The organism is Shewanella abyssi, from assembly GCF_023284025.1.
Classification (GTDB): domain Bacteria; phylum Pseudomonadota; class Gammaproteobacteria; order Enterobacterales; family Shewanellaceae; genus Shewanella; species Shewanella abyssi.
The window spans coordinates 41,638-62,344 of sequence record NZ_JAKIKR010000009.1; the positions used below are offsets into that span (position 1 = coordinate 41,638).

Here is a 20,707-nt window from a genome sequence, read left to right on the forward strand (position 1 = left end):
GGGGTTTGTATCTCTAGAGTTTGATCTTGCATTTTTTAATTAAACGGTAAAAGGTTGTCCGAGAGATTTTAAGCTCTCTTGCGGCTGCAGAGATGTTGTGATTATTGCGTTTAATAGCATCGAGTAGCAGTTCAGTATCTATCTCCACTCTATGTTGAGCGAGGTTGATAACATCCTCTCTATCGGACTGAAGGTTTACGATTTTTATGCCTAAGTCTGTTGCAGTTAATTGATTATTGTTGGCCATAATAATGGCACGGTTGATACGGTTTTTGAGCTCTCTGATATTGCCAGGCCACTGATATTCATACATTGTTTTTAGTGCTTTAGGCGTCAGCGTATACAAGTGTTCGCTTGGACTATATTGTTTGAGGTATTCGTCAACGAGTAGTGTAATATCCTCTTTATGCTCTCTAAGGCTAGGGGCATGAAGATGTAGTATATTGATCCGGTAATAGAGATCTTCTCGGAATCGTCCCTCTTCAACAGCGGTTTCTAAATTGATATGTGAGGCGAATATAATCCGGCAATCAATCGTTATATCTATACTGCCGCCTAAACGCTCGATGATGTGGTCTTCTAAAAACTGTAACAGATTCACCTGTGACTCTAATGAGAGATCACCGATTTCATCGAGAAACAGAGTGCCATCGTTAGCTCGTTCTATATGACCAATATATTGTTTGTCGGCACCCGTGAAGGCGCCTTTTTCGTGGCCAAACAGCTCTGAATGGATCAAGCTTGCAGGTAAAGCCCCACAATTAATGGTAATGAATGGACCATTACCACGTTTTGATTGGCTATGAATTAAATGTGCGCACAGGCCTTTACCCGTGCCTGTTTCTCCACTGATTAAAACAGCTTCATCGACCTTAGCGACTTTAGCGATATTTGATCTGAGTGTATTGATCAGGTTTGAGTTACCCAATAGCTGGTTTTCATGGTTAGGGTGATTAACCGGCGGCTGACTTCGTTTCTTTAACCGCGCCATACCATAGGCATGACCTAATGTGTGGTTGAGCTGTTTCCAGTTGATAGGTAGATGATGATAGTCGCTGAAGTAACGGGGTAGGCACGATGCTAATTGATCGTTATCAAGCGCGCTGTCCACCGATATAGCCACCCAAATAAGGCTGTCTTGAGCCTCATTAAGCGCGTTGATGGTATGCAATACTCGCTGCAGCTGAGTCGTTGAGATCAGCGCAATAGCGACATGAAAATTATATTTTTGCAACAATTTTATGGCAGCCGAAAGCGTATTGGCGTGGAAACAGCGCCAATGAAATTGTTTGAGTTCTTCTCCACAGCAAATCCTTTCACTTGTGAGATCGAGTATTAAAATATCTCGATAAATGATATCTATTTCATGCTGGAGTTTGTTCACGATATTCCCTAGAGGGATGCTTAGTCAGTACTGTAGTCGCGAATGATTAATGGTTAAATTTTAGAAAGGATTGCAGGGATCGCAAGGTGGTAGCGAAATATTGTGCCATATAATTGGCGTTTGACGGCTTTTTGACGCTGCCAGTCATGTCGGCACCCTTATATTGTGTTGTCATTCTCTTTGTAGGTTAAATTGCCATTATGGATTTAGAGGCTAGAGAGCTCTGTAAAAGGTCTCTAGCCATTGTTCTACAGAAATAAACTGCCAACTCCAATCTTTCCATTTTTAAGGTATGCCAGCGGCTTTCAATTCTGTTAGTGATAAACCAGACTTTTTTTGATCTTTCATCTAATTAATAGAAGCATCAAGCATGTGCTTAAAGCGAGTTAAATCACTACTTTTTCGTTACTCCAAATCACAACGCTGTCTCCATCTGTGTGGCCAGGCCCCAGATGGCGAACTTTCAATGTAAAACAGTATGCAAAGGTTATAGAGTCATCTTCAATAAGGTTTTTTTGGCGATTAAAAATAGCTGAACACTAAATCATAAACTACCGCATCATCTTCCTCTGATTCAAATTTTGCGATGAGATTAAAGTGCTCTCGTGTTATATCAACTTCATCATAGTTGTCGTTGGCGTCTTTATAAAAGGCTAGCAGGCCTTGTTTATCTTGTGGCAGTTGTAGTGACTTCACTGACTGAAAAAAAGCATCTCTGTTATTGTCTGTAAAAAAGGACTCGGTAATATGAGCTTGATTAAGCTCTATATCATGAAATTGCAGTAGTACATTATTACCAACAAGCCACCACTGCTTTTCATCATTGGCGATATTAATTTTGTTAGTTTGCGGGATCTGCTTAAGTAAGTTAGGTAAGGTAAGTAACTCAACATTATCGGGCTGTAAGTGCTTATATAACCATTGCTCTTGTGCCGCGGTTAATTGAGGCAGGGTTTGCTTTTCTGGCTCACTCATATCACTGGTATAGGTGAAGTTAGTCAACAGAGTCACAGGGTTATCTTTTGCTCTAGGGTGGAATTTATCAAACTGTAATATAAGACGTTGTTGCTTTTGAGTCATAATAATTTGTTCAGAGGTCTCTTTAATATCGTGCAGAGACAACGATTGTCTCACTTGTTCAATGGGACTTTTTTGCGCCACTTTTCCCTCTATTCGCCATCGAGTGTCATCAAACCCATCTCTGAAGGCGATACTATTTTGACCTGTACCATTTAATAGTGCGAGCTCTGAGCTAACCGATTTGAGTTTATCAGCTGCATAGGTAAACCAAAGATGACGTCCGTAACCCCATATTTTTTCGTTATTTTCAAGTGTGAGTACGATGCTTGGTGGGCCAAGTTTTTTGGCTGTTTGTGCTGTGCTTGCGCCCACAATTATGCCGTATACACCTGTTGCAAGGGAGATATTGGCTGGAGGCAACTCTATATTTTTGGCAATTGCTATCGGCGTCGTTCGCTTAATTACATCTGGGTCGAATATATACTCAAACTGTATTTCTACTGTGTGTGTTTTGTAACCATCAGCGCGATAAGCTGCCCGCTCATTACTAAAAGATCGGTCATCTTTACAGAGAGTGTATGGCTGTGCTTCGAAGTGTGTATTTAAGCTAGTCTCTGTTCTAACCTTAGCTCCAGTCTTACGTCTAGTCCTGCCTTCTACGGATACTTTATTGTTTCTAACCTGAGTTAATAACATGACGTCAGCACCTATTGCTGTTGCATCATGGCGCAATTGTTGAAGTGCTAATGCGAAAGCTGGACTTTCTTCTACATGTCCTAAATATTGGTATTCTAGTGCCGTCATATTGAGCGTTATTGGCGCTAAGATTTCCACGATACAGTTAGGTTTATAATCAACTATACGGGTCTCCTCTGGTTCCGCTGCTTGAACATTAACGATGAATGTTAGACAAGTAACAGAAATTAGCTTTTTAATCGCGCTTATTCTTAGCATGTTGCACAGTTCCTTGTGACTAAGAGAGTTGGGTTTTCAATCAATAATGTGTTTGAAGAGTAACGGCGTTAAAATCGATGTCACTTTAATAGAGGTGCCACAAACGGCACCGAAATAGATGAATTCCAATTAGAGGCCCTTGTATAAGGTCTCTATCCACTGTTCTTCAGAAATAAACTGCCAGCTCCAAGCTTTCCATTTTTCAGGCATGCCAGCCGCTTTCAACTCTGCTAGTGATAAACCAGACTGTTTTTGATCTTTCATCCAATTAATCGATGCATCAAGCATGTGCTTAAAGCGAGTTAAATCACTTTTATTGGCGAGAGCACCATGGCCAGGAATGACTTTTGCCTGCTCGTCTAGCTCATGCAATACCGCCGAGACATTATTTCGATAGCCTTCAACTGAGCCACCGGCTTTCAAATCGATATAGGGGAACTTGTCTTTAAAGAATAGGTCGCCCATATGGACTATTTTTTCGTTACTCCAAAACACCACGCTGTCACCATCTGTATGACCGGGTCCCATATGACGAACCTTAAGTGCATCTCCGTTGAAATGCACCGTAATACCTTGATCATAAGTTATAACGGGTAATGCCTCCGGTGCAGTTTTATTGTCTGATGCTAAGCGTTTCAGTACATTATGGTGAGCCATAATGGTGCCCATTTTACCGAAGTGGGCATTGGCACCCGTATGATCACCATGGTAGTGGGTGTTGATTATGAATTTGGGGGTACCAGGTTGGATTTGGCTCAATGCCAAGGATATTTTGTTGGCAAGGGGGGCAAACTGGTCATCGATAATAAGCAGACCATCCTCACCAGCTGAAACACCGATATTGCCGCCAGAACCGACAAACATATAGGTCGTTTCACTGAGTTTTATCGGTGTTATTTCTACATCTTTGAATCTATCCTCGGCGGTCGCCATACTGCCGAATGCCATGGCAAATAAAGTACCGACGAGGGCTGATTTAACTATTTGCGCTGGTGTTATCATGGTAGAAACCTTTAGTGATGCGGCAGCTTGTGATTTCGATGTTACCGATAAGTTAATATGTTTGCACTAATTATCTCTGTCGCCGAACTGGCACAATGTAAAGCAATCAGTGACAGCAGCATGATTATTTCGCGATGAGTATGGCAAATTGGCCAAAAGAAAGGCTGCAATAGCAGCCTGTGTCTTAGATATACATCATGGTGTTAACTCATCCAAGGTAGTATTTTTCGTGAGAAACGATCGGCTTGACCAAGGCGAATGGCAGATTGATAACGCATTCTATAGAGAGCCTGATAGCATAATGGCACCAAATATAGACTGGTCACGGTAGAAAAAGTCAGTCCACCAATAATTGCAATCGCCATCGGTGAGTATGATGGACCGCCGCCGCCAAGCTGGGTATCGCCCATTGCTAAAGGAACTAAGCCTAATACGGTGGTACCTACTGTCATCAACACCGGACGCAAGCGGGTATGACATACTTGGCTGATAGTATCCGACAGTTTATCGAGATCAGGTTTGAGCTGGTTAATCTGATCGACCAATACAATGCCATTGTTGACCACAATCCCCATTAAAATCAAAATACCGATCATCGCCATAATCGACATCGGCGTACCTGTAAACAGCAGTGCCCAGAATACGCCAGTAATCGAAAATAGGATGGAGGTGATAATGGCGGTAGGTAGCAGTAAGGATTCAAATAAGGCAGCCATGACAATATAGATCATCGCGATGGCCAAGATCATATTGGTTGCCATTATCGCTTCGTCTTCATCCTGCTTTTGAAAACCGCCACGCAGTGAGTAGCCATAACCCGCAGGGAAGTTTATCGCTTCCATCACTTGGGTTATCTTTTCTTGGGCCTCTTCGGTGGTCAGTTCGTCTAAGTTTGCACCAATCGAGAGCGCCGTTTGTCTGTCGTAATGACGAATGGTGTCGAACCTGGGCAAAATTTCGATTTTTGCTAGGCTATCTAAGGTATACACCCGGTTGTCGATACGAATGATAGGCAGCTGTTTAAGCTTTTCCAGTGATAAACGCCATTGTTGCTCATAGGCCATCTCTATACGTAGCTCGCCGTTTGGATCATGGCGGAATGAACGTAACTGAGTTCCGCGCAGGGCCATTGAGATACTCGATGCGATTTCATTTAATTTAAGATCAAGCCTGGCGGCCATTTCACGGTCAATGCGGATCACGACCTCTTGTTGAGCACCACTCAATTCTGAACGTACATCGGTTAAGCCTTCAATGGCGCTAAGTAGCGGAATGACCTGTTCGCTGATGTGGATAAGCTCAGTGGTTGAGCGGCCCGTAAGTGACACCCTTATGCCGTTATTTTCTCCACCCCAGCCAAATTGCGGTGTGGCAATGGAAAACTTTGGAAACCCTTCGCGGATCATCTTTTTAAGGGCTTTCATATCCACTTCAATATCTTCTTTTAGCAGTAAAGTCGACTGACCTCTGTCGGCTGAAAAGTAGCTATAAACAGAATCGATATTGAATTTTTCTTGATTGGCGTAAAGGTAGTCTTCCATTTTATCTATCATGGCTTCGGTAACCGCTAGACTATGACGTCCCTCAACTTGATAGTTAATATAGAGTCGATTATTGCCTTCACCATCGGATTGATCTTGTTTTACCATCGATAGTGGCAAGGCTGTTGAAGCCAATAACAACAGTGCTATCACGCCCGATATACGTGGTCTAGCTAAGATCCAATTGAGGCTTTTTAGGTAGCCTAGCTGTAATTTACTCTGCCGTACTTTTTCAGGGAGATTAAACTCCATTTTACTTAGCATCAAAGGCAACAGGGTCTTGGCAACCAAAAGCGATGCCGCTAGCGAAATACAGATAGCGATCGCCACATGTTCGAGAAAAATCGTCAGCTCGACTTTAACACCCACAATATTAGGCAGAAATACAATGGCGGTGGTTAGGGTACCGGCAAGTACAGCTAGCGATACTTTATCGACGCCATTGAGTACTGAGTTATTGTCGCTTACTGCTGTATTTTCATGTGATTGAGCTTGTGACTTTTGTAGCTGTTTTTCTTGTAACACGCTTTCTGTTACCACCACCGCGTTATCAATGAGCATACCAACGGCGAGTAGTAGCCCCATCATCGAGAGGATATTGAGACTGTAACCGAGTAAATACATTGCAGCCAGCGTCATACAAATAGCGATAGGCACAGACGACACAATCACTAGGGTCATTTTGAGGTTACGTAAAAACAGATACAGCACCAAAAAAGAGAGTAGCGCACCAATCGAGCCTGCAGTTAATAAGTCTTTTAGTGATGATGTCACGCCATATGCTTGATCTTCCATTACAAAGAGCTTAATCCCTTGAAACTGCGGATCTTGCTTAGCTTTTTCGATGACTTTCATCACCCGGGCTGATACGTCGACTAAGTTCGCTCCCGATTCTTTAAACACATCTAAACCGACGGCATAATTTTTGTCCAGATGACGACCGTCTAAACGCTCAGGCAGGGCAAATCTGACCGCCGCGATATCACCTAAAGTGATCCCTGGGGTCAGCACGAGTGAGTTGATCTCATCAAGATTTCTAAATTCACCCTTAGGAGACACTTGATAGACCCGTGAATCGGTTTTTAGTACGCCAGCGCTAATCACAAAGTTCTCTTGCTGCAAGCGACGGGTTAGTGCCTTAATGGAGATGTTGCTGGCGGCAAGCTTATCTGCATTGATTCTAATTTCTATCTGCTTTTGCTCAACGCCATATAGCGTGACTTGCGAAACGCCTTCAACCCGTTCAAGCGGTCTTTTGAGTTGTTTATCTAACAGATCAAATGCGCCAGACAGCTCTCTGTCACTGGATATTCGTAAATTGAGTACCGGCATATCGGCGGTACTAAACTGCCTGATAAAAACACGCTCTACATCTTTTGGCAGTAGATGACGTACAGAGTCTACTTTTTCTCGTGCTTCTAAGCTTTTAGTGGCGACGTTTTCTCCCCACTTCATTCTGAGTTCAATTACAGCCCCGTTTTGTGATGAACTTGAGCGAAGCTCCTCTATGCCGCCCATAGTCGCCAGTGTTTCCTCTAAGATACTGGTGATGTCTCGCTCAACTTCAGACGGTGTCGAGCCCTTATAGGGCACTTCAACAATGACCTGGGGAATATCAATGCCAGGAAACATCTCCAGTGGTAGTAATCTGCTCGAGGCGAGGCCGAAGAGTAAAATGGCGACAAAGAACATCGCCGTTGTTACCGGTCTTTTAATCGCTAAGCGGGTGATATTCATGCTTTAGCTCCTTCAGTTACCAAAGCATCTTTTGTATAGTCCTTGCGGTCAAAGAGTGCATAAAGGGCAGGGATGACCACGAGTGTCAGCAATGTGGAAAGTGAAAGACCAAATATCACGGTAATCGCCATGGGCGCACGGACTTCGCTGCCATCACCCAAGCCTAAGGCCATGGGGGATAGACCTAGCGCCGTTGTCATGGTTGTCATGATGATAGGGCGAAGACGCGACTGCGCAGCATTGGTTATGGCGGTGATCTTATCTTGGCCTGATTGACGTAGTTGGTTAATTCGATCAACCAGTACAATGGCGTTATTGACCACAATGCCGGCAAGCATGATCAGACCGATAAACACCACCACGCTTAAGTGCGTTTGGGTGACATAAAGCCCCAAAATACTGCCACCGACTGCCATAGGCACTGCGATAAGAATGAGTAAAGGGTGCAGTAGTGACTCAAACTGACTTGCCATCACCAGGTAAACCAAGAATACCGCTAATACCAATGCAATCTGTAATGACTGGAATGAGTGTTCCATCTCTTCATTTTGGCCGCCAAAACGCGCCTGAATTGAGGTAGGTAGTGTTTGATTGGCTAAAATTTCTCGCGCGGTTAACACGGCATCATTAAGGTCACCATAGGCTAAGTTTGCCGAGACGATAGCCACCCGCTGTTGGCTTATTCTGTTAATTGCCGAAGGGCCAAGCTCGAGTGTGACATCTGCTACCGCGCTTAAGGATATTGGGTGGCTACTGTTAGGATTGATGATCATCGAATCGATATCACTAATTTGATTACGTTCATCAAGCTCGCTGCGAACCAAAATATCAATCTTACGATCGCGCACCGTATATTGGCTGGCAACAGTGCCGCCAATACGTTGAGCAATTCGGTTGGCAACCGACGGTGCATCCATACCTAAGGCAGCAAGACGTTGATGATCAAAGCGAATGCTTAATTCTGGCTGGCCATCACGGAGGCTAGTATTGATGTCGGCAAAGCGGTCTGAATCAGATAATGCGTCAACTAAGTTATCGGCAGTGGTTTTAAGTTGGGCTAGATCATAACCGACTAACTCAATTTCAAGCGGTGTTTTAAAACTGAACAGTTCTGGGTGCTGGATCTTGGCTTCAAGCTCTGGGATCCTCATTGCTGTGGTACGTAATTTTTGGGTCACGGCAGCAAAAGCATCATGGTCGCTAAGTACCACTTGTAAGCGTCCCCAATTTTCTCCACCGCGGGACGTATCAGACGTCATTAAGCCGCCGCTACCCGCCTGACTGTAAGCGTGCTTAACATCCGCTCTATCTTTAATCGAGAGTGCGAGAGTGCGCAGTACTCTGTCAGTTTCTGAGACTTCCGTTCCTGGCGGAAGTAGTACTTCAACGTAGAACTCACCTTGGTTCATTGGCGGAATAAGCTCCATTCCTAGGCTTGGCACCAGCAGGGCAGCGCCCGCGGTAATAGCAATTGCTATCGATAACGTTAATACCTTAAATTTTAATGCGGCAGCCAATAGGCGATGGTAGCCACGTTCAAGCAAACTATATATCCAGTTAAATGCAGCACTTAAAGGGCGCATAACCAGGCCAACGACCCACGAAAGTGTGCGACCTAAAATTAACGTAAATGCCAATAACGCACTGGGTATGTAGTTGAATAACAGTACGAAAGGAAAAGAAAATACCGTCGCGCTGTAGTGCTTAAGTTTTCCGAGTTTTGTTGCTGGTTTTGCTTTCTCAGTCTTAGCTAATAGTGGCGGCAGTGTTTTGAAACCCTCACGTGAAGCCAACATCGGAATGGTGGTAAGAGCCACAAATAGCGATGCCAGCAGTGCAAAAGCAACGGTAAGTGCTTGGTCCGAAAATAGCGCACCTGCAACACCATCAACAAATACTAGCGGCACAAATACCGCGAGTGTCGTTAGCGTTGAAGCAAAAATTGCGCCTGAAACCTCTTTAGTTCCCGTCACTGCAGCCTCTAGTTTACTCATGCCGAGTGATTTACAGCGGTCGATATTTTCCAGCACCACAATCGCGTTATCAACGAGTAGGCCTACGGCTAATGCTATACCCCCCAGTGACATGATGTTGAGGCTAATGCCGGCAAAATACATCATGTTGAAAGTGGCGATAACAGAGAAGGGGATTGAGATTGAGATAATTAGTGTTGGAATAATGTCTCTTAGAAAGAGATAGATAACCAACATTGACAATAAACTACCGATTAATGCGGCTGATGTGACTTCATTAACCGCACTTTCGATAAACTCTGACTGGTCATAAATCACTTTTAGTTCAGCTTTTGGGCTGTTTTTATTAAGATTATTAATCTCAGCTGTGACTTTACGCGCCACAGCGACAGTATTGGCATCACCCTCTTTATAAATGGCGAGCTCAATAGACTCTCTATCGCCGATACGAGTGATATCGTTACGCTCTTTATGGGCATCAACAATATTAGCAACTTCAAATAATCTGACTAAAGTTTGTCCATCTCGGTAGATAACAATTTGGCCGAGTTCTTCAAGTGAGCTGAACTGGTTCAGCGTTCTCACTAAATACTCTTTGTCGCCCTGAATGACTTTACCGGCGGAGAGGTTAATGTTCTCTTCGCTTATACGTGCCCGAATAAGGTCGGCGCTGAGATTCAGCTGAGTGAGCATTTGTTGATTGAGTTCAATATGCACCTCCTGCTGTAGCCCGCCTGAAAGACGAACCGCCGCGACGCCCGACAATGATTCAAGTTGGCGCTTCAACTCCTCTTCTGCATAAGTTCGCATCTGCTTGAGATCATTTTCGCTTGCAGAACTCGCCACATCAGCGCTGGTACTTGGAATCGATAACGCGAGACGAACTATAGGGTCTAAATTTGGATTAAACCGCAGCAGTAAGGGCTTTTTCACATCCAATGGCAATTCAATGGTGTCGAGTTTTTCTCGTACATCAAGGCTGGCCATATCCATATCGGTACCCCATTCAAACTCGAGGACCACATCTGACATTCCTGAACGAGAAATCGAATTAATTTTACGTAAGCCCTTAACAATACCAGCGGCTTCTTCAATCGGTTTTGATACCAGTTGCTCAACTTCAACTGGTGCCGCGCCGACATATTGGGTGCGTATGGTAATGGTTGGATAGCTTAAATCTGGCAGTAGTTTTACTGCTAAGCGTGAAAATCCAACCATGCCGAAAAGGATGACGGCAAACATGAACATCCACACTGTAACGGGTCGGTTTACCGAGGTTTTTATTATTGACATAGTGCTTGCTCCCGGTCTACTTGGCTGATGCAATATCTAAAGAGCTAATCACTTCAACGAGTGATTGGTCTTTTAGATTTTGATGACCGCGAATAACGATTTGCTCGCCAGACTCGATACCAGCAACGACTTCTACCGTGTCTGCTTCGCGATAACCCAGTGTTACTGTGCGGCGATTAGCCTTGGTTCCATCAATGACATACAGGGCAAATTCATTATCTTGATTAACCAGAGCGTTATAAGGAACAGTGATGACATCATTATGGGTGTCGTATCTAAGCTCTACTCGGGTAAACATACCTGCTTTTAAGGTGGCCTTTTGGTTTGGCACTGACAGTGTCACTTTAAAGGTACCGCTTTGAGCATCAACAATAGGGCTTATCCGTAACACCGTCGCGTGAGTGGTATTTTGAGTATGCTTATTGGCAAAAATCTGCGCATCTTGTCCTAAGCGAAGATGTTGTAGCTGCTGCTCTGGGAGGTGGACTATGCCGTAGAGTTCGTCTTGATTAACGATATAAAACAGTTCGTCGAACTCTTTCGCCATGTTGCCTGACTTAACAAAACGAGTTGCGACAACGCCTTCAATCGGTGAGCGGATCATGCTCTCTTGTACATATAGTGCAGCTAAGTCACGCTTAGCCATTGCTGCTTGCAGGTTATATTCGAGTTTAGCCATTGAATCGGCACTAAAAAACTGCTTGTTGTTGATCTTTTTCAGACGATTAAGCTCTTGCTGAATAATCTCGACTTCAGCTTGTGAACGGTCTAAATCAAATTTCTGTCGTTTTGAATCGATGATGGCAAGGAGCTGACCTTTAGTGACGCGATCACCCTCTTCAACATTGATTGATTGGATAAGTCCGGCAACACGGGTAACCACTTTCGCTTCCTCTGGCGCTTCGAGAGTAGCGGTGGTGCTATAAAATGAGGATACATCACCTTGGATCACCGTGGTTGTCTCCACTGGGACGGCATATTTCTCCTCCTCTTTAACCTCTTCTTCTGCGCCACAGGCGCTTAATAGCGCTACAAGTAGTATAGGTAGGATGATTTTCTTGTTGTTGAGTGCTTCCATGTCGATAAACCCATTTAAGTTATTTCATTAACGCTTAATAAGCATTATGTGTGCCAATAGTAGTATCTGTTTATATACAATGACTTAGGTTGAGCGCGGTTTGGTTTGTTGGTGGTTTTGATAAACAATGTAGCGGGATAGTTTAATTGTTGCGGTTTTTAACAATGAGTGGCGAGATTTACTTCTAGCGAGTTTCAACTGTATTTACACAAACGCTTGATTCAGGTAATTGGAACCTCTTTTGCTTAAAGCAACTCTCTTTTGCCCCAAACCTTGATAGCCTTCGAATGAAGACTGATTACATTTTCTGATTTAGCTTCTGGCTGAGTTGATATTGGAGAGTGTGTTTGAAGATCGTTCCTTCATAGTTATCTTTCGTCTGGCCTGCGAGGCATGTGCAGATACTGCTGCGAAACGCCGCAAGCACAGTCCCTGTGGGCTCTACCAAAACTTCCCTGTTTTGGAAGCTCGCAGCTGCATCTACACTGGCCGTTCTACAAGAGTGGGGTCTCTTCAATTTGAGCTTAATTGCTAGCATGCTGTAACTTATTTAGCCCAAAGCGTGTTAATTACGAGTGAAACTTGAGGTAGTTTTACCTTATTCGCTCCGCCCCCCTTTATCCACTATTATCTCTGCCAAAGTGTGTCGGTTATCCTTGGGATCTAAGGTTTAATTCTGCTCGGGCTCCTACTCATTTAATAATTGTTGTTCATCTTTTGTTATAGTTACGTTTTTAGTGAAAACATTAACTAATTCAGCAACTAGGTATCTTTTATTTACAGCTTTATGGCAATTTGTAAATAGAGTTGCACTAAGAGAGTACGCTTGTTGAACACGCTTATGAAGGTTAAAACATAATGAACTATTATTTTAGTAATTATAAGTTTAATAGTACTAATCTTTGTTTATATAAAGACAAAGTATCTATCCAGATTCGGAGTAATGAGGCTCGGTTACTCTCGTTGTTGCTCAGCTCTACAGGTGAAATAGTTTCGAAGACAAAGATTTTGGATACAGTATGGTCAGGCAAGGTTGTCTCCGAACAAGCTGTATTTCAGAACATTAGCAGCTTACGTGTAATCTTTGGTGAGCATGCAATCAAAACATTTTCAGGTAAAGGTTATCAATGGCAATTAACTGCACAAACTGAAACTGCATCTAAAAATGTGAAGTGTGGTGACTTGCGTCAGGTGAATACTACATTTCGCAAAAGACAGGCTGTGGTAGCTGTACTCGGTGGTATTTTTATTTCATTGCTTGTGTCACTCTTTATCATTAACAACGTAGAGCACCTTGATAATGAGCAGTTAGGCGTCGATATCAAGTTACTTCCTTTTTCGCTAGAAAGTGATTCTCAATCAGCAGTGGTTATAAATGATGAACTAGCTTTTCAGCTTAAAAGCATACTTTCATCTAGTCGGTACATTGAAGTGACGTTAGCTGCTGTTGATGTTTTATTTATGGATTATACCAATACACCTGATCAGTACTTCAGCCAATTAGTGGGGAAGGGTAATACGACTTTGGTCCTCTCTTCCAATATAAGTAAGCGTGGTGAGGCCTATTTCTTACGTTATGAGTTGCATGGGATAAGTGATAAATGGTCGGGAGAGTTTCAATCCCCTAGTATTGAAGGTGTCTTACAGCAATTGGCCATTCATCTGGAACGTGTGGCTAGTACTCCTTCACTATTGGTTAATGATAAGCGCCATGATGTAAATCATTTGGAACTTGAGTTGTTACACCGTCGATTCCCTGCCGATGTGATTATCTTTGAACGTTTTATTGTTTCACTTCAAAACAGTGGGAATTTAAATAAGGCGCTAATACTGGCAGAAAAGCTTAAAAGTTTGACCCGGAATGACCTTTTGCATCATGCTAGAGCAGAGCTACTTCTTGGCAATATTTTAGTTGAACAGGGCTTATCGGATAGCGCTGAGCTTCACTTATCTGCAGCGCAAAGTTTATCTGCACAACTCGGCCATTTCCAATTACAAAGTGACATCGCGAAGTCACTATCTTTAGTTGGCCGTAACCGACAAAACTATCACGCGATATCAAAATATTTGCGACGTGCGATGTACTTTGCCCGTAAGGCTGAAGATCCTGTTCGAGAGCTCTCAGCATTAAATTATTTATATATATTCAACTACAAATTAGGGAATAAAACCAAAGCCTTGTCATTGCTAGAAGAGGCTGAGTTGATATTGTACGGCTCAGGTTTACCTCAAGTGCATTATTCTCAGATATACCTACATAAAGCTATAAGCGCAGACAATGTTAATGATAAAGAACAATATTCTCGTGAACTTTTAGCGCTATACAGCCCGAAACAAGAAAATTGGTTAGTAAGTTCTGCACAAACACTGCTAGTCGAACTCCTAATCGAACAACAACGTTGGCAAGAAGCAAATAGCCTTTTTATTGATCATGATTCATTCACCATTACCGAAAGCTATTTAGTCGCAACGATCCTCCTAGCTCAAGAACGGATGTCTCAAGCCGCGATTTATGCTGCCCAATCCTTTGAAAAATCAACCATGGCAGGGGACCAACTAGCATCTCTCAATGCTGCATTATTGCTCTTTACAGTTCATAGCGAGATGGGCAACCAATTGGAGCAAGCTCGATATAGAAAATATATTTCCGACAAATCAACGAAATTGTGGGCAGAAATAAACCGTGACGCATTGTCTCAAGCTGGACTTTCTAATCGGATCACCTTTTGAATAATATAGGAGCAGCGTGGATATGCTGCTCAATTGCGGGAAGTATGCTAATTAAAAGATAGCCAATTAAGCTTCCATTGATCTGCTAATGCGGTAATTCTTAATGAATGGGTACCTTTTTGCAGAAAAATCTCTTTGCCTTTTACTGATTGCCACAGGCCTAAACCTCCGGTATCTGGCACCTTAAAGCTTGCCGAAGTTTGACCATTTATAGACATGTCAAATCCAGCACTATTGACTGAACTCGCTACTCTATAGGTTAAACGATAAAGGCCGTCTTCTTTAATATTTACTTGGTATAGTGCCCAATTCCCCTGCCTAATGAAGCCCCATCCTGTAAGAAGTAGCCCGCCTGCCGTATCTTTGGTTTTCTCGACAAGCATGCCTGACATTGAGTTGTAATCTTCTGCTTGAATTTTACCTGGAATGGGCCATATCGTATCTTCAGTTGTTACCGGTTCGCTGTATTCACTGAACCTATCGCTATTGGCAGCGGCAACAGTGTAACTATGTTTACGAGGGAATGGCTTTGATACTATGTAATGAGGAGTTTTAATATCTGAAGCGATTTTTCTATACTGCCCTCCAAAAGCTTGTGTACTGTAGACGTTATAGCTTTCAGTATATCCATCAGTGTTATTTGCCCAAGACAAACTGACCTCATCATTAACCTCATTTATTTTTAGACTGAGTGCTTTTGGTTTACGAGGGTAAGGAAGCAAATTTAGCCGAACTTTTCTTTCAGTTCTTTGTGCTTGCTTTAATGACTTTTCAAATGAGACGGCTGAAATAATCTCTGCGTTATCGTGATTTGATTCGATATCTAGAGCCAATCTAAATCCCTCAAGCACACCAGTAAAATCTGAAGGAATTGAAGATCTTTGTGTTGGCGAGAACTCGTACCAGTGCCAAGCGCCACCACGCAAGCCATTTTTATCACAACTTCCTGACAACCAGGCGCTACCATCAGTTGGAGCATCGTTATAGTTGGCGTTATCACAATCGAGTACATATTCTTGTACGTTACCAATTAAATCATAGATCCCTAAACTGTTAGGCTCATACATTCCTACGATACTGGAGTAACCTGAGGAATCATCACACGGGGTCAAGCCTATTGTGCCAATATAACTGGCACCAAAATCTTGTTGTGCTTTTTGTTCAGCTGTTTTATCTGCAATGTTGGCATATTCACAAATACGGGGGTCATTGGGTAAGTCACTGTAACGGTACTTGGTATGTTGCCCTGCTTTAGCAACATATTCCCATTCAGCTTCTGAAGGTAATCGGTAATGCTTTCCCGTTTTAGCTGAAAGCCAATCAGCGTAGGCAGAAGCAGTTGTAGCATTAATACAAACCACTGGTTGATACTCATTGATGGTTAGTGCGTTATTATCCCATGAGCCTTTGCTCATATGGGCTATCCAGTTCTCAGTTGGTTGGTGGTAACATTCTTTAGGTGTTTGATATCCAGTATCGTCTATAAATAGGCTGAACTCTTTAACTGTTACTTCATATTTGCCGAAGCGAAAGGAGTCGATGGTTACTTGATGTACTGGCTGTTCATTGTCTTTTCCTTCGTTACGACCCATTAAAAATTGTCCATTTGGAATGGTTACTATAGGCGGCTCAATGAAAGCACCATGAGCCGAACCATTTGAAAATACCAAAGCCAATACTAGCGAAACTCTTTTGTAACCCATATTCAATTCCTTTTTTGCTTATACTGTGGTTTGAATCCAAACCGCCAATAAAAGTTGATTGAAGCAAGTAGTGCTACAAAAAGTCCTGAATATATTCAATAAATTTTCGGTTATAGAAAAATGATAGAAAATTTAGATAGCATGGTTACTTATCATTATTGATTCAGCATGAAGTGGTGAACGAAACCTTCACCATGTGGAAAGTTCGTGTTTTTTAATGTTAATGTTAGCCGAATTCAAGATCTAAGTGCACCACATCAAATCATCTAAATACTTCTGCTGGTGTTTGGTAATTTAGTATCTTTCTTGGCCTGTTATTAATTAAGTTTACAATGGTTTCTAATTGTTCGCTTGTGACCGCTGAAAAGTCAGTTCCTTTAGGGAAGTATCTCCCTAAAAGGCCGTTGGCATGTTCGTTAGCTCCCCTTTGCCATGAGCTATAGGGATCTGCAAAGTAAATATCGATACCTACAGCGCTCTCAAGCTCTTTAAACGCACTAAACTCCTTGCCATTATCGAGTGTTAGCGTAAGCCTTTTCGCCTCAGGTAATGCTTGAAAAGCTTCAATTGATACACGGTTAAATGATGCCGCTTTTTTGTCATCGATTTTCTTTGCTATTAAGTATCGACTCTTCCTCTCTAGATGCGTTACAAAGTAACCAGAGCCCTTTTTCCCTTCAACTAGATCTCCTTCCCAATCACCGATACGACTGCGGGTATCTACGACCTGAGGCCTATCATGAATGCTGATCCTGCCTTTTATTTGACCACGTAAGTCACCGTATTTCCTTTGCTTTCTTCTGTTTTTATGCCTTTTTGCTAAGTAGCAATATAGGTTTCCAGAGTGCTTAAAGTCTTTAATAACCCATTGATAAATGGCCTCATGGCTAACATGAAAAAGAGGATCGTCAGGGTGTTCTAACTTTAGTCGACCCGAGATAGTCGCTGGAGACCAACCCCGCTTTAAAAGCGTAATAACTGTAGTGCGAAGCTTTATATTTGAGTATTTTTTTTGATGCCTGGGAATTTGCCTTCTAGCCAGTGCTTTTTCTTGAGCGGCATTATCGAAATAAGTGTATGTCAGAGGCTTATTTCGACTTATCTCTCGACTAATCGTCGTATGGTGACGCCCTATAAACCGTCCGATGGATCTTAAACTCTCACCTGAGTTAAAGCGGTAATAGATCGCTTTTCTTTCATACATGCTAAGGTGGTTGTAGGTCATCTTGGAGCTCCTCTGCTGTGTTATGGTCGCACATAAACAGTAGCAGAAGCTTCAGGATGACTGTCTCTTCAATGAGTTAGTGGTAATGGTGCACTTGCATGTTGAACGCGGCATTTTTATTTCAATGGCTGGCTATGTTTGTTATTTTTATTTCAATGGCTGGCTATGTTTGTTTATGTGGCCGTTCATTGGACATAATGAGAGCATTATCGGTATCATGCTTCAAATTCGATAACTGAATTCATTTATTTTATTACTGAAAATTAGTGCCGCGACACTTAATAAACGCATCGGATGCACTTTAAATGCTCATTTTTCGCCAATTTTAGCCAAGTATTATTTGCCTGTTATGTGGCCGTTGGTATGATCATTATGTCTATTGAATTACTGGAAACACCAAGCTGGAGAACAACTTACTATGTCTGAAAGATTACGAGTGAAACAGGCATCGCCTCTACTCTCTTTCCTCACCACCGAGCTAAAAGGCTGGAGTCGCAGCAAAATAAAACAACGGCTGACAACAGGATGCATAATCGTCAACGGTCAGCCTATCATGCGCCATGATCATGAGATCAACGTCGGCGATGACGTGGAAGTTCGGGCAACGGGGAAGAACGTGCAACTTAAAGTCTCCCGGCTTGAAATCTTGTATTCGGACAACGATCTTATCGTCATCAACAAACCTGCTGGCTTGTTGTCAGTGGCAACAGCCAATGAAAACAAAGACCATGCGCTTGCCATTCTTCGCAAGCAGCTCACGCGTCCTAAGCGTACTGTTAATCTTTGGCCTGTACATCGGCTTGACCGTGATACATCGGGTGTTTTGATGTTTGCAACTTCTCGCGAGATGCGCGAAGCCGTTATGGATGGTTGGGCTGAGGCTGAAAAAACCTACCTTGCGGTGGTTGAGGGTTGCCCTAATCCGAGTCAAGGCACCATTGACCAACCCTTGAGAATAGATCCTGAGAAGTATCAAATGATAGTTGGTCCACATCCAGAAGCTAAAAAAGCCATTACGCATTTTAACACCCAGCGAACAGTGAGGGAGCGGTCATTGCTTGAAGTTCAACTGGAGACGGGTCGACAACATCAAATCCGTGCCCACATGGCTTGGCTAGGGCATCCGCTGATTGGCGATCCCCGTTATGGAACTGAAGGCCCGCGCATGGGGCTGCATGCATTACGCCTGAGTATTACGCGACCAAAGACTGGCAAGCGACTCACCTTCGAGACACCCGCACCGGATGACTTTCTTAATCTGCTCCGATAGCAGCAAATTAACTCACCATGCGCACCATTAATGAAGTTATTATTGGCTGCCGATGTCAATCAAGGTAAATGTTTGACGCAGGCAATAAAAAAGGCACTCAATGAGTGCCTTTTAGCTGTTAATTACTAACGAGGGTAATTAGTCGCGTTTGTCTTTAGCAACAAAACTGCGCTCTTCAGCACCAGTATAAAGCTGGCGAGGACGACTGATCTTATGACCAGGCTGATCTAACATCTCTTTCCAATGTGCAATCCAACCGACAGTGCGCGCTAGGGCGAACAGTACAGTGAACATGCTTGTTGGAATACCGATAGCCTTCATGATGATCCCTGAGTAGAAATCAACGTTCGGGTACAGCTTCTTAGACACGAAATAATCGTCTTCTAATGCGATACGCTCAAGTTCCATTGCTACATCTAACAGTGGATCATTGACGTTTAGCTCAGCTAGAACTTCATGACACGTTTCGCGCATAACTTTAGCGCGCGGGTCAAAGTTCTTGTAAACACGGTGACCAAAGCCCATTAGACGGAAAGGATCTTCTTTATCCTTAGCGCGTGCAATAAACTCTGGAATACGGTCAACACTGCCAATCTCTTCAAGCATGTTTAAGCACGCTTCGTTTGCACCACCATGAGCCGGTCCCCAAAGAGACGCGATACCCGCAGCGATACAAGCAAACGGGTTAGCGCCTGAAGAACCTGCTAAACGAACAGTAGAAGTCGATGCATTTTGCTCGTGATCAGCGTGAAGTATGAAGATACGATCCATAGCACGTTCGACGATTGGGTTAACTTTGTAATCTTCACATGGCACTGCAAACATCATGCTGAGGAAGTTACCAGCGTAACTTAAATCGTTACGTGGGTAGACAAAAGGCTGACCAATTGAATACTTGTAGCACATTGCTGCAATGGTTGGCATTTTTGACACCAAACGGTAAGCAGCAATTTCACGATGACGCTCGTCATTCACATCCAAAGAGTCTTGGTAGAATGCAGAAAGGGCGCCGGTAACGCCACATAGCATTGCCATTGGGTGAGCATCACGTCTGAAACCTCTAAAGAAGGCTGCAAGTTGCTCGTTCACCATGGTGTGGTTTTTAACTGTGTGTACGAAAGTGTCGTACTGTGCTTTATTCGGAAGCTCTCCGTAAAGCAACAAGTAGCATAAATCTAAATAATCAGAGTCTATTGCCAACTCGCCGATAGGGTATCCGCGATGAAGCAGGATCCCTTGTGCGCCGTCTATGTAAGTAATAGCTGATTCACAGGAGGCTGTCGCGAGAAATCCTGGATCGAAAGTAAAGTAACCTTTGCTACCTAGTTTACTGATGTCTATTACATCAAATCCTGCCGTTCCTTTCTTGATCGGCAAATCGATTGAATCGTTCCCTGGTAGTTCTAACTTGGCTATATTTTCAGCCATACCCCATTCTCCTTACTTCATTCTTATTGAGTGCGGCTTATCAAACCCCAATACCTTACAGCGAATCCAGATCACATTTCAATTTAAATAAGCGTTTTAATTTGTTAGACCATGGTCTTAATTGTCAATAACCACCTGTTGCAACAGGGGCTTGGCATATTTTTTTACCAAAAAAACAAAATTTGCATAATGTGATGTTTGTATTTGACATTTCACCCACGTATACTTGCTGCGGCTCAGATGAGCTGCAGACATTAGCGAATAGTTATCACTTTTTTACAACCTTAATTAGTGTTCGCTAAACTGTTAAATGTTTGTTTCAAGTTTTCTTTTGTGAAGAGCTTAAACTGTGACCTAGTTCGCAGATGG

The 20,707-nt window shown here is 43.0% G+C and carries 11 protein-coding genes; 2 read left to right on the forward strand and 9 right to left on the reverse strand.

Features of this window, described 5'->3' with window-relative positions; translation table 11 throughout:
* Positions 1-13: 13 nt before the first annotated feature.
* From L2755_RS06130 to L2755_RS06155, 6 genes are all read right to left on the reverse strand, one after another.
* Positions 14-1,384, reverse strand: coding sequence for a sigma-54 dependent transcriptional regulator (locus L2755_RS06130; RefSeq protein ID WP_248979854.1), 1,371 nt, complete (start codon positions 1,382-1,384; stop codon positions 14-16).
* A 522-nt stretch (positions 1,385-1,906) separates the two neighbouring features.
* A complete protein-coding gene (locus L2755_RS06135) occupies positions 1,907-3,358 on the reverse strand; it encodes a hypothetical protein (protein WP_248979855.1) in 1,452 nt (483 codons plus the stop codon).
* 129 nt (positions 3,359-3,487) lie between these two features.
* Positions 3,488-4,360 (reverse strand): MBL fold metallo-hydrolase, encoded by an 873-nt coding sequence (locus L2755_RS06140; protein ID WP_248979856.1) that lies wholly within the window; start codon positions 4,358-4,360, stop codon positions 3,488-3,490.
* A 203-nt stretch (positions 4,361-4,563) separates the two neighbouring features.
* Positions 4,564-7,638 carry an efflux RND transporter permease subunit gene (locus tag L2755_RS06145; protein ID WP_248979857.1) on the reverse strand — a complete coding sequence of 1,025 codons (3,075 nt, stop codon included), beginning with the start codon at positions 7,636-7,638 and terminating at the stop codon, positions 4,564-4,566.
* A complete protein-coding gene (locus tag L2755_RS06150; protein ID WP_248979858.1) occupies positions 7,635-10,904 on the reverse strand; it encodes an efflux RND transporter permease subunit in 3,270 nt (1,089 codons plus the stop codon). The genes L2755_RS06145 and L2755_RS06150 overlap by 4 nt, the downstream gene beginning before the upstream one ends.
* A 16-nt stretch (positions 10,905-10,920) precedes the next feature.
* Entirely contained in the window at positions 10,921-11,982 is a 1,062-nt protein-coding gene (locus L2755_RS06155) for an efflux RND transporter periplasmic adaptor subunit (RefSeq protein WP_248979859.1), read from the reverse strand.
* 858 nt (positions 11,983-12,840) lie between these two features.
* Between L2755_RS06155 and L2755_RS06160 the strand changes: the two genes are divergently transcribed.
* On the forward strand, positions 12,841-14,712 hold the full coding sequence (locus L2755_RS06160) for a winged helix-turn-helix domain-containing protein (protein WP_248979860.1): 1,872 nt from the start codon (positions 12,841-12,843) through the stop codon (positions 14,710-14,712).
* A 47-nt stretch (positions 14,713-14,759) separates the two neighbouring features.
* On the opposite strand, the gene L2755_RS06165 is transcribed toward L2755_RS06160, so the two are convergent.
* Both L2755_RS06165 and L2755_RS06170 read right to left on the reverse strand, forming a co-directional pair.
* Positions 14,760-16,415 carry an SUMF1/EgtB/PvdO family nonheme iron enzyme gene (locus L2755_RS06165; RefSeq protein ID WP_248979861.1) on the reverse strand — a complete coding sequence of 552 codons (1,656 nt, stop codon included), beginning with the start codon at positions 16,413-16,415 and terminating at the stop codon, positions 14,760-14,762.
* 262 nt (positions 16,416-16,677) lie between these two features.
* A complete protein-coding gene (locus L2755_RS06170; RefSeq protein WP_248979862.1) occupies positions 16,678-17,640 on the reverse strand; it encodes an IS30 family transposase in 963 nt (320 codons plus the stop codon).
* A 418-nt stretch (positions 17,641-18,058) separates the two neighbouring features.
* On the opposite strand from L2755_RS06170, the gene L2755_RS06175 reads away from it, so the two are divergent.
* Positions 18,059-18,910 (forward strand): RluA family pseudouridine synthase, encoded by an 852-nt coding sequence (locus tag L2755_RS06175; protein ID WP_248979863.1) that lies wholly within the window; start codon positions 18,059-18,061, stop codon positions 18,908-18,910.
* A gap of 138 nt (positions 18,911-19,048) precedes the next feature.
* Here L2755_RS06175 and L2755_RS06180 read toward each other — a convergent pair whose 3' ends face one another.
* A complete protein-coding gene (locus L2755_RS06180) occupies positions 19,049-20,338 on the reverse strand; it encodes a citrate synthase (RefSeq protein ID WP_248979864.1) in 1,290 nt (429 codons plus the stop codon).
* Positions 20,339-20,707: the final 369 nt, after the last annotated feature.

Bases quoted from the DNA above. Each gene is read 5' to 3' on its own strand.
- L2755_RS06160 (WP_248979860.1), top strand. From the start codon at position 12,841: ATGAACTATTATTTTAGTAATTATAAGTTTAATAGTACTAATCTTTGT.
- L2755_RS06140 (WP_248979856.1), bottom strand. From the start codon at position 4,360: ATGATAACACCAGCGCAAATAGTTAAATCAGCCCTCGTCGGTACTTTA.
- L2755_RS06170 (WP_248979862.1), bottom strand. From the start codon at position 17,640: ATGACCTACAACCACCTTAGCATGTATGAAAGAAAAGCGATCTATTAC.
- L2755_RS06175 (WP_248979863.1), top strand. From the start codon at position 18,059: ATGTCTGAAAGATTACGAGTGAAACAGGCATCGCCTCTACTCTCTTTC.
- L2755_RS06180 (WP_248979864.1), bottom strand. From the start codon at position 20,338: ATGGCTGAAAATATAGCCAAGTTAGAACTACCAGGGAACGATTCAATC.
- L2755_RS06135 (WP_248979855.1), bottom strand. From the start codon at position 3,358: ATGCTAAGAATAAGCGCGATTAAAAAGCTAATTTCTGTTACTTGTCTA.
- L2755_RS06150 (WP_248979858.1), bottom strand. From the start codon at position 10,904: ATGTCAATAATAAAAACCTCGGTAAACCGACCCGTTACAGTGTGGATG.
- L2755_RS06145 (WP_248979857.1), bottom strand. From the start codon at position 7,638: ATGAATATCACCCGCTTAGCGATTAAAAGACCGGTAACAACGGCGATG.
- L2755_RS06155 (WP_248979859.1), bottom strand. From the start codon at position 11,982: ATGGAAGCACTCAACAACAAGAAAATCATCCTACCTATACTACTTGTA.
- L2755_RS06165 (WP_248979861.1), bottom strand. From the start codon at position 16,415: ATGGGTTACAAAAGAGTTTCGCTAGTATTGGCTTTGGTATTTTCAAAT.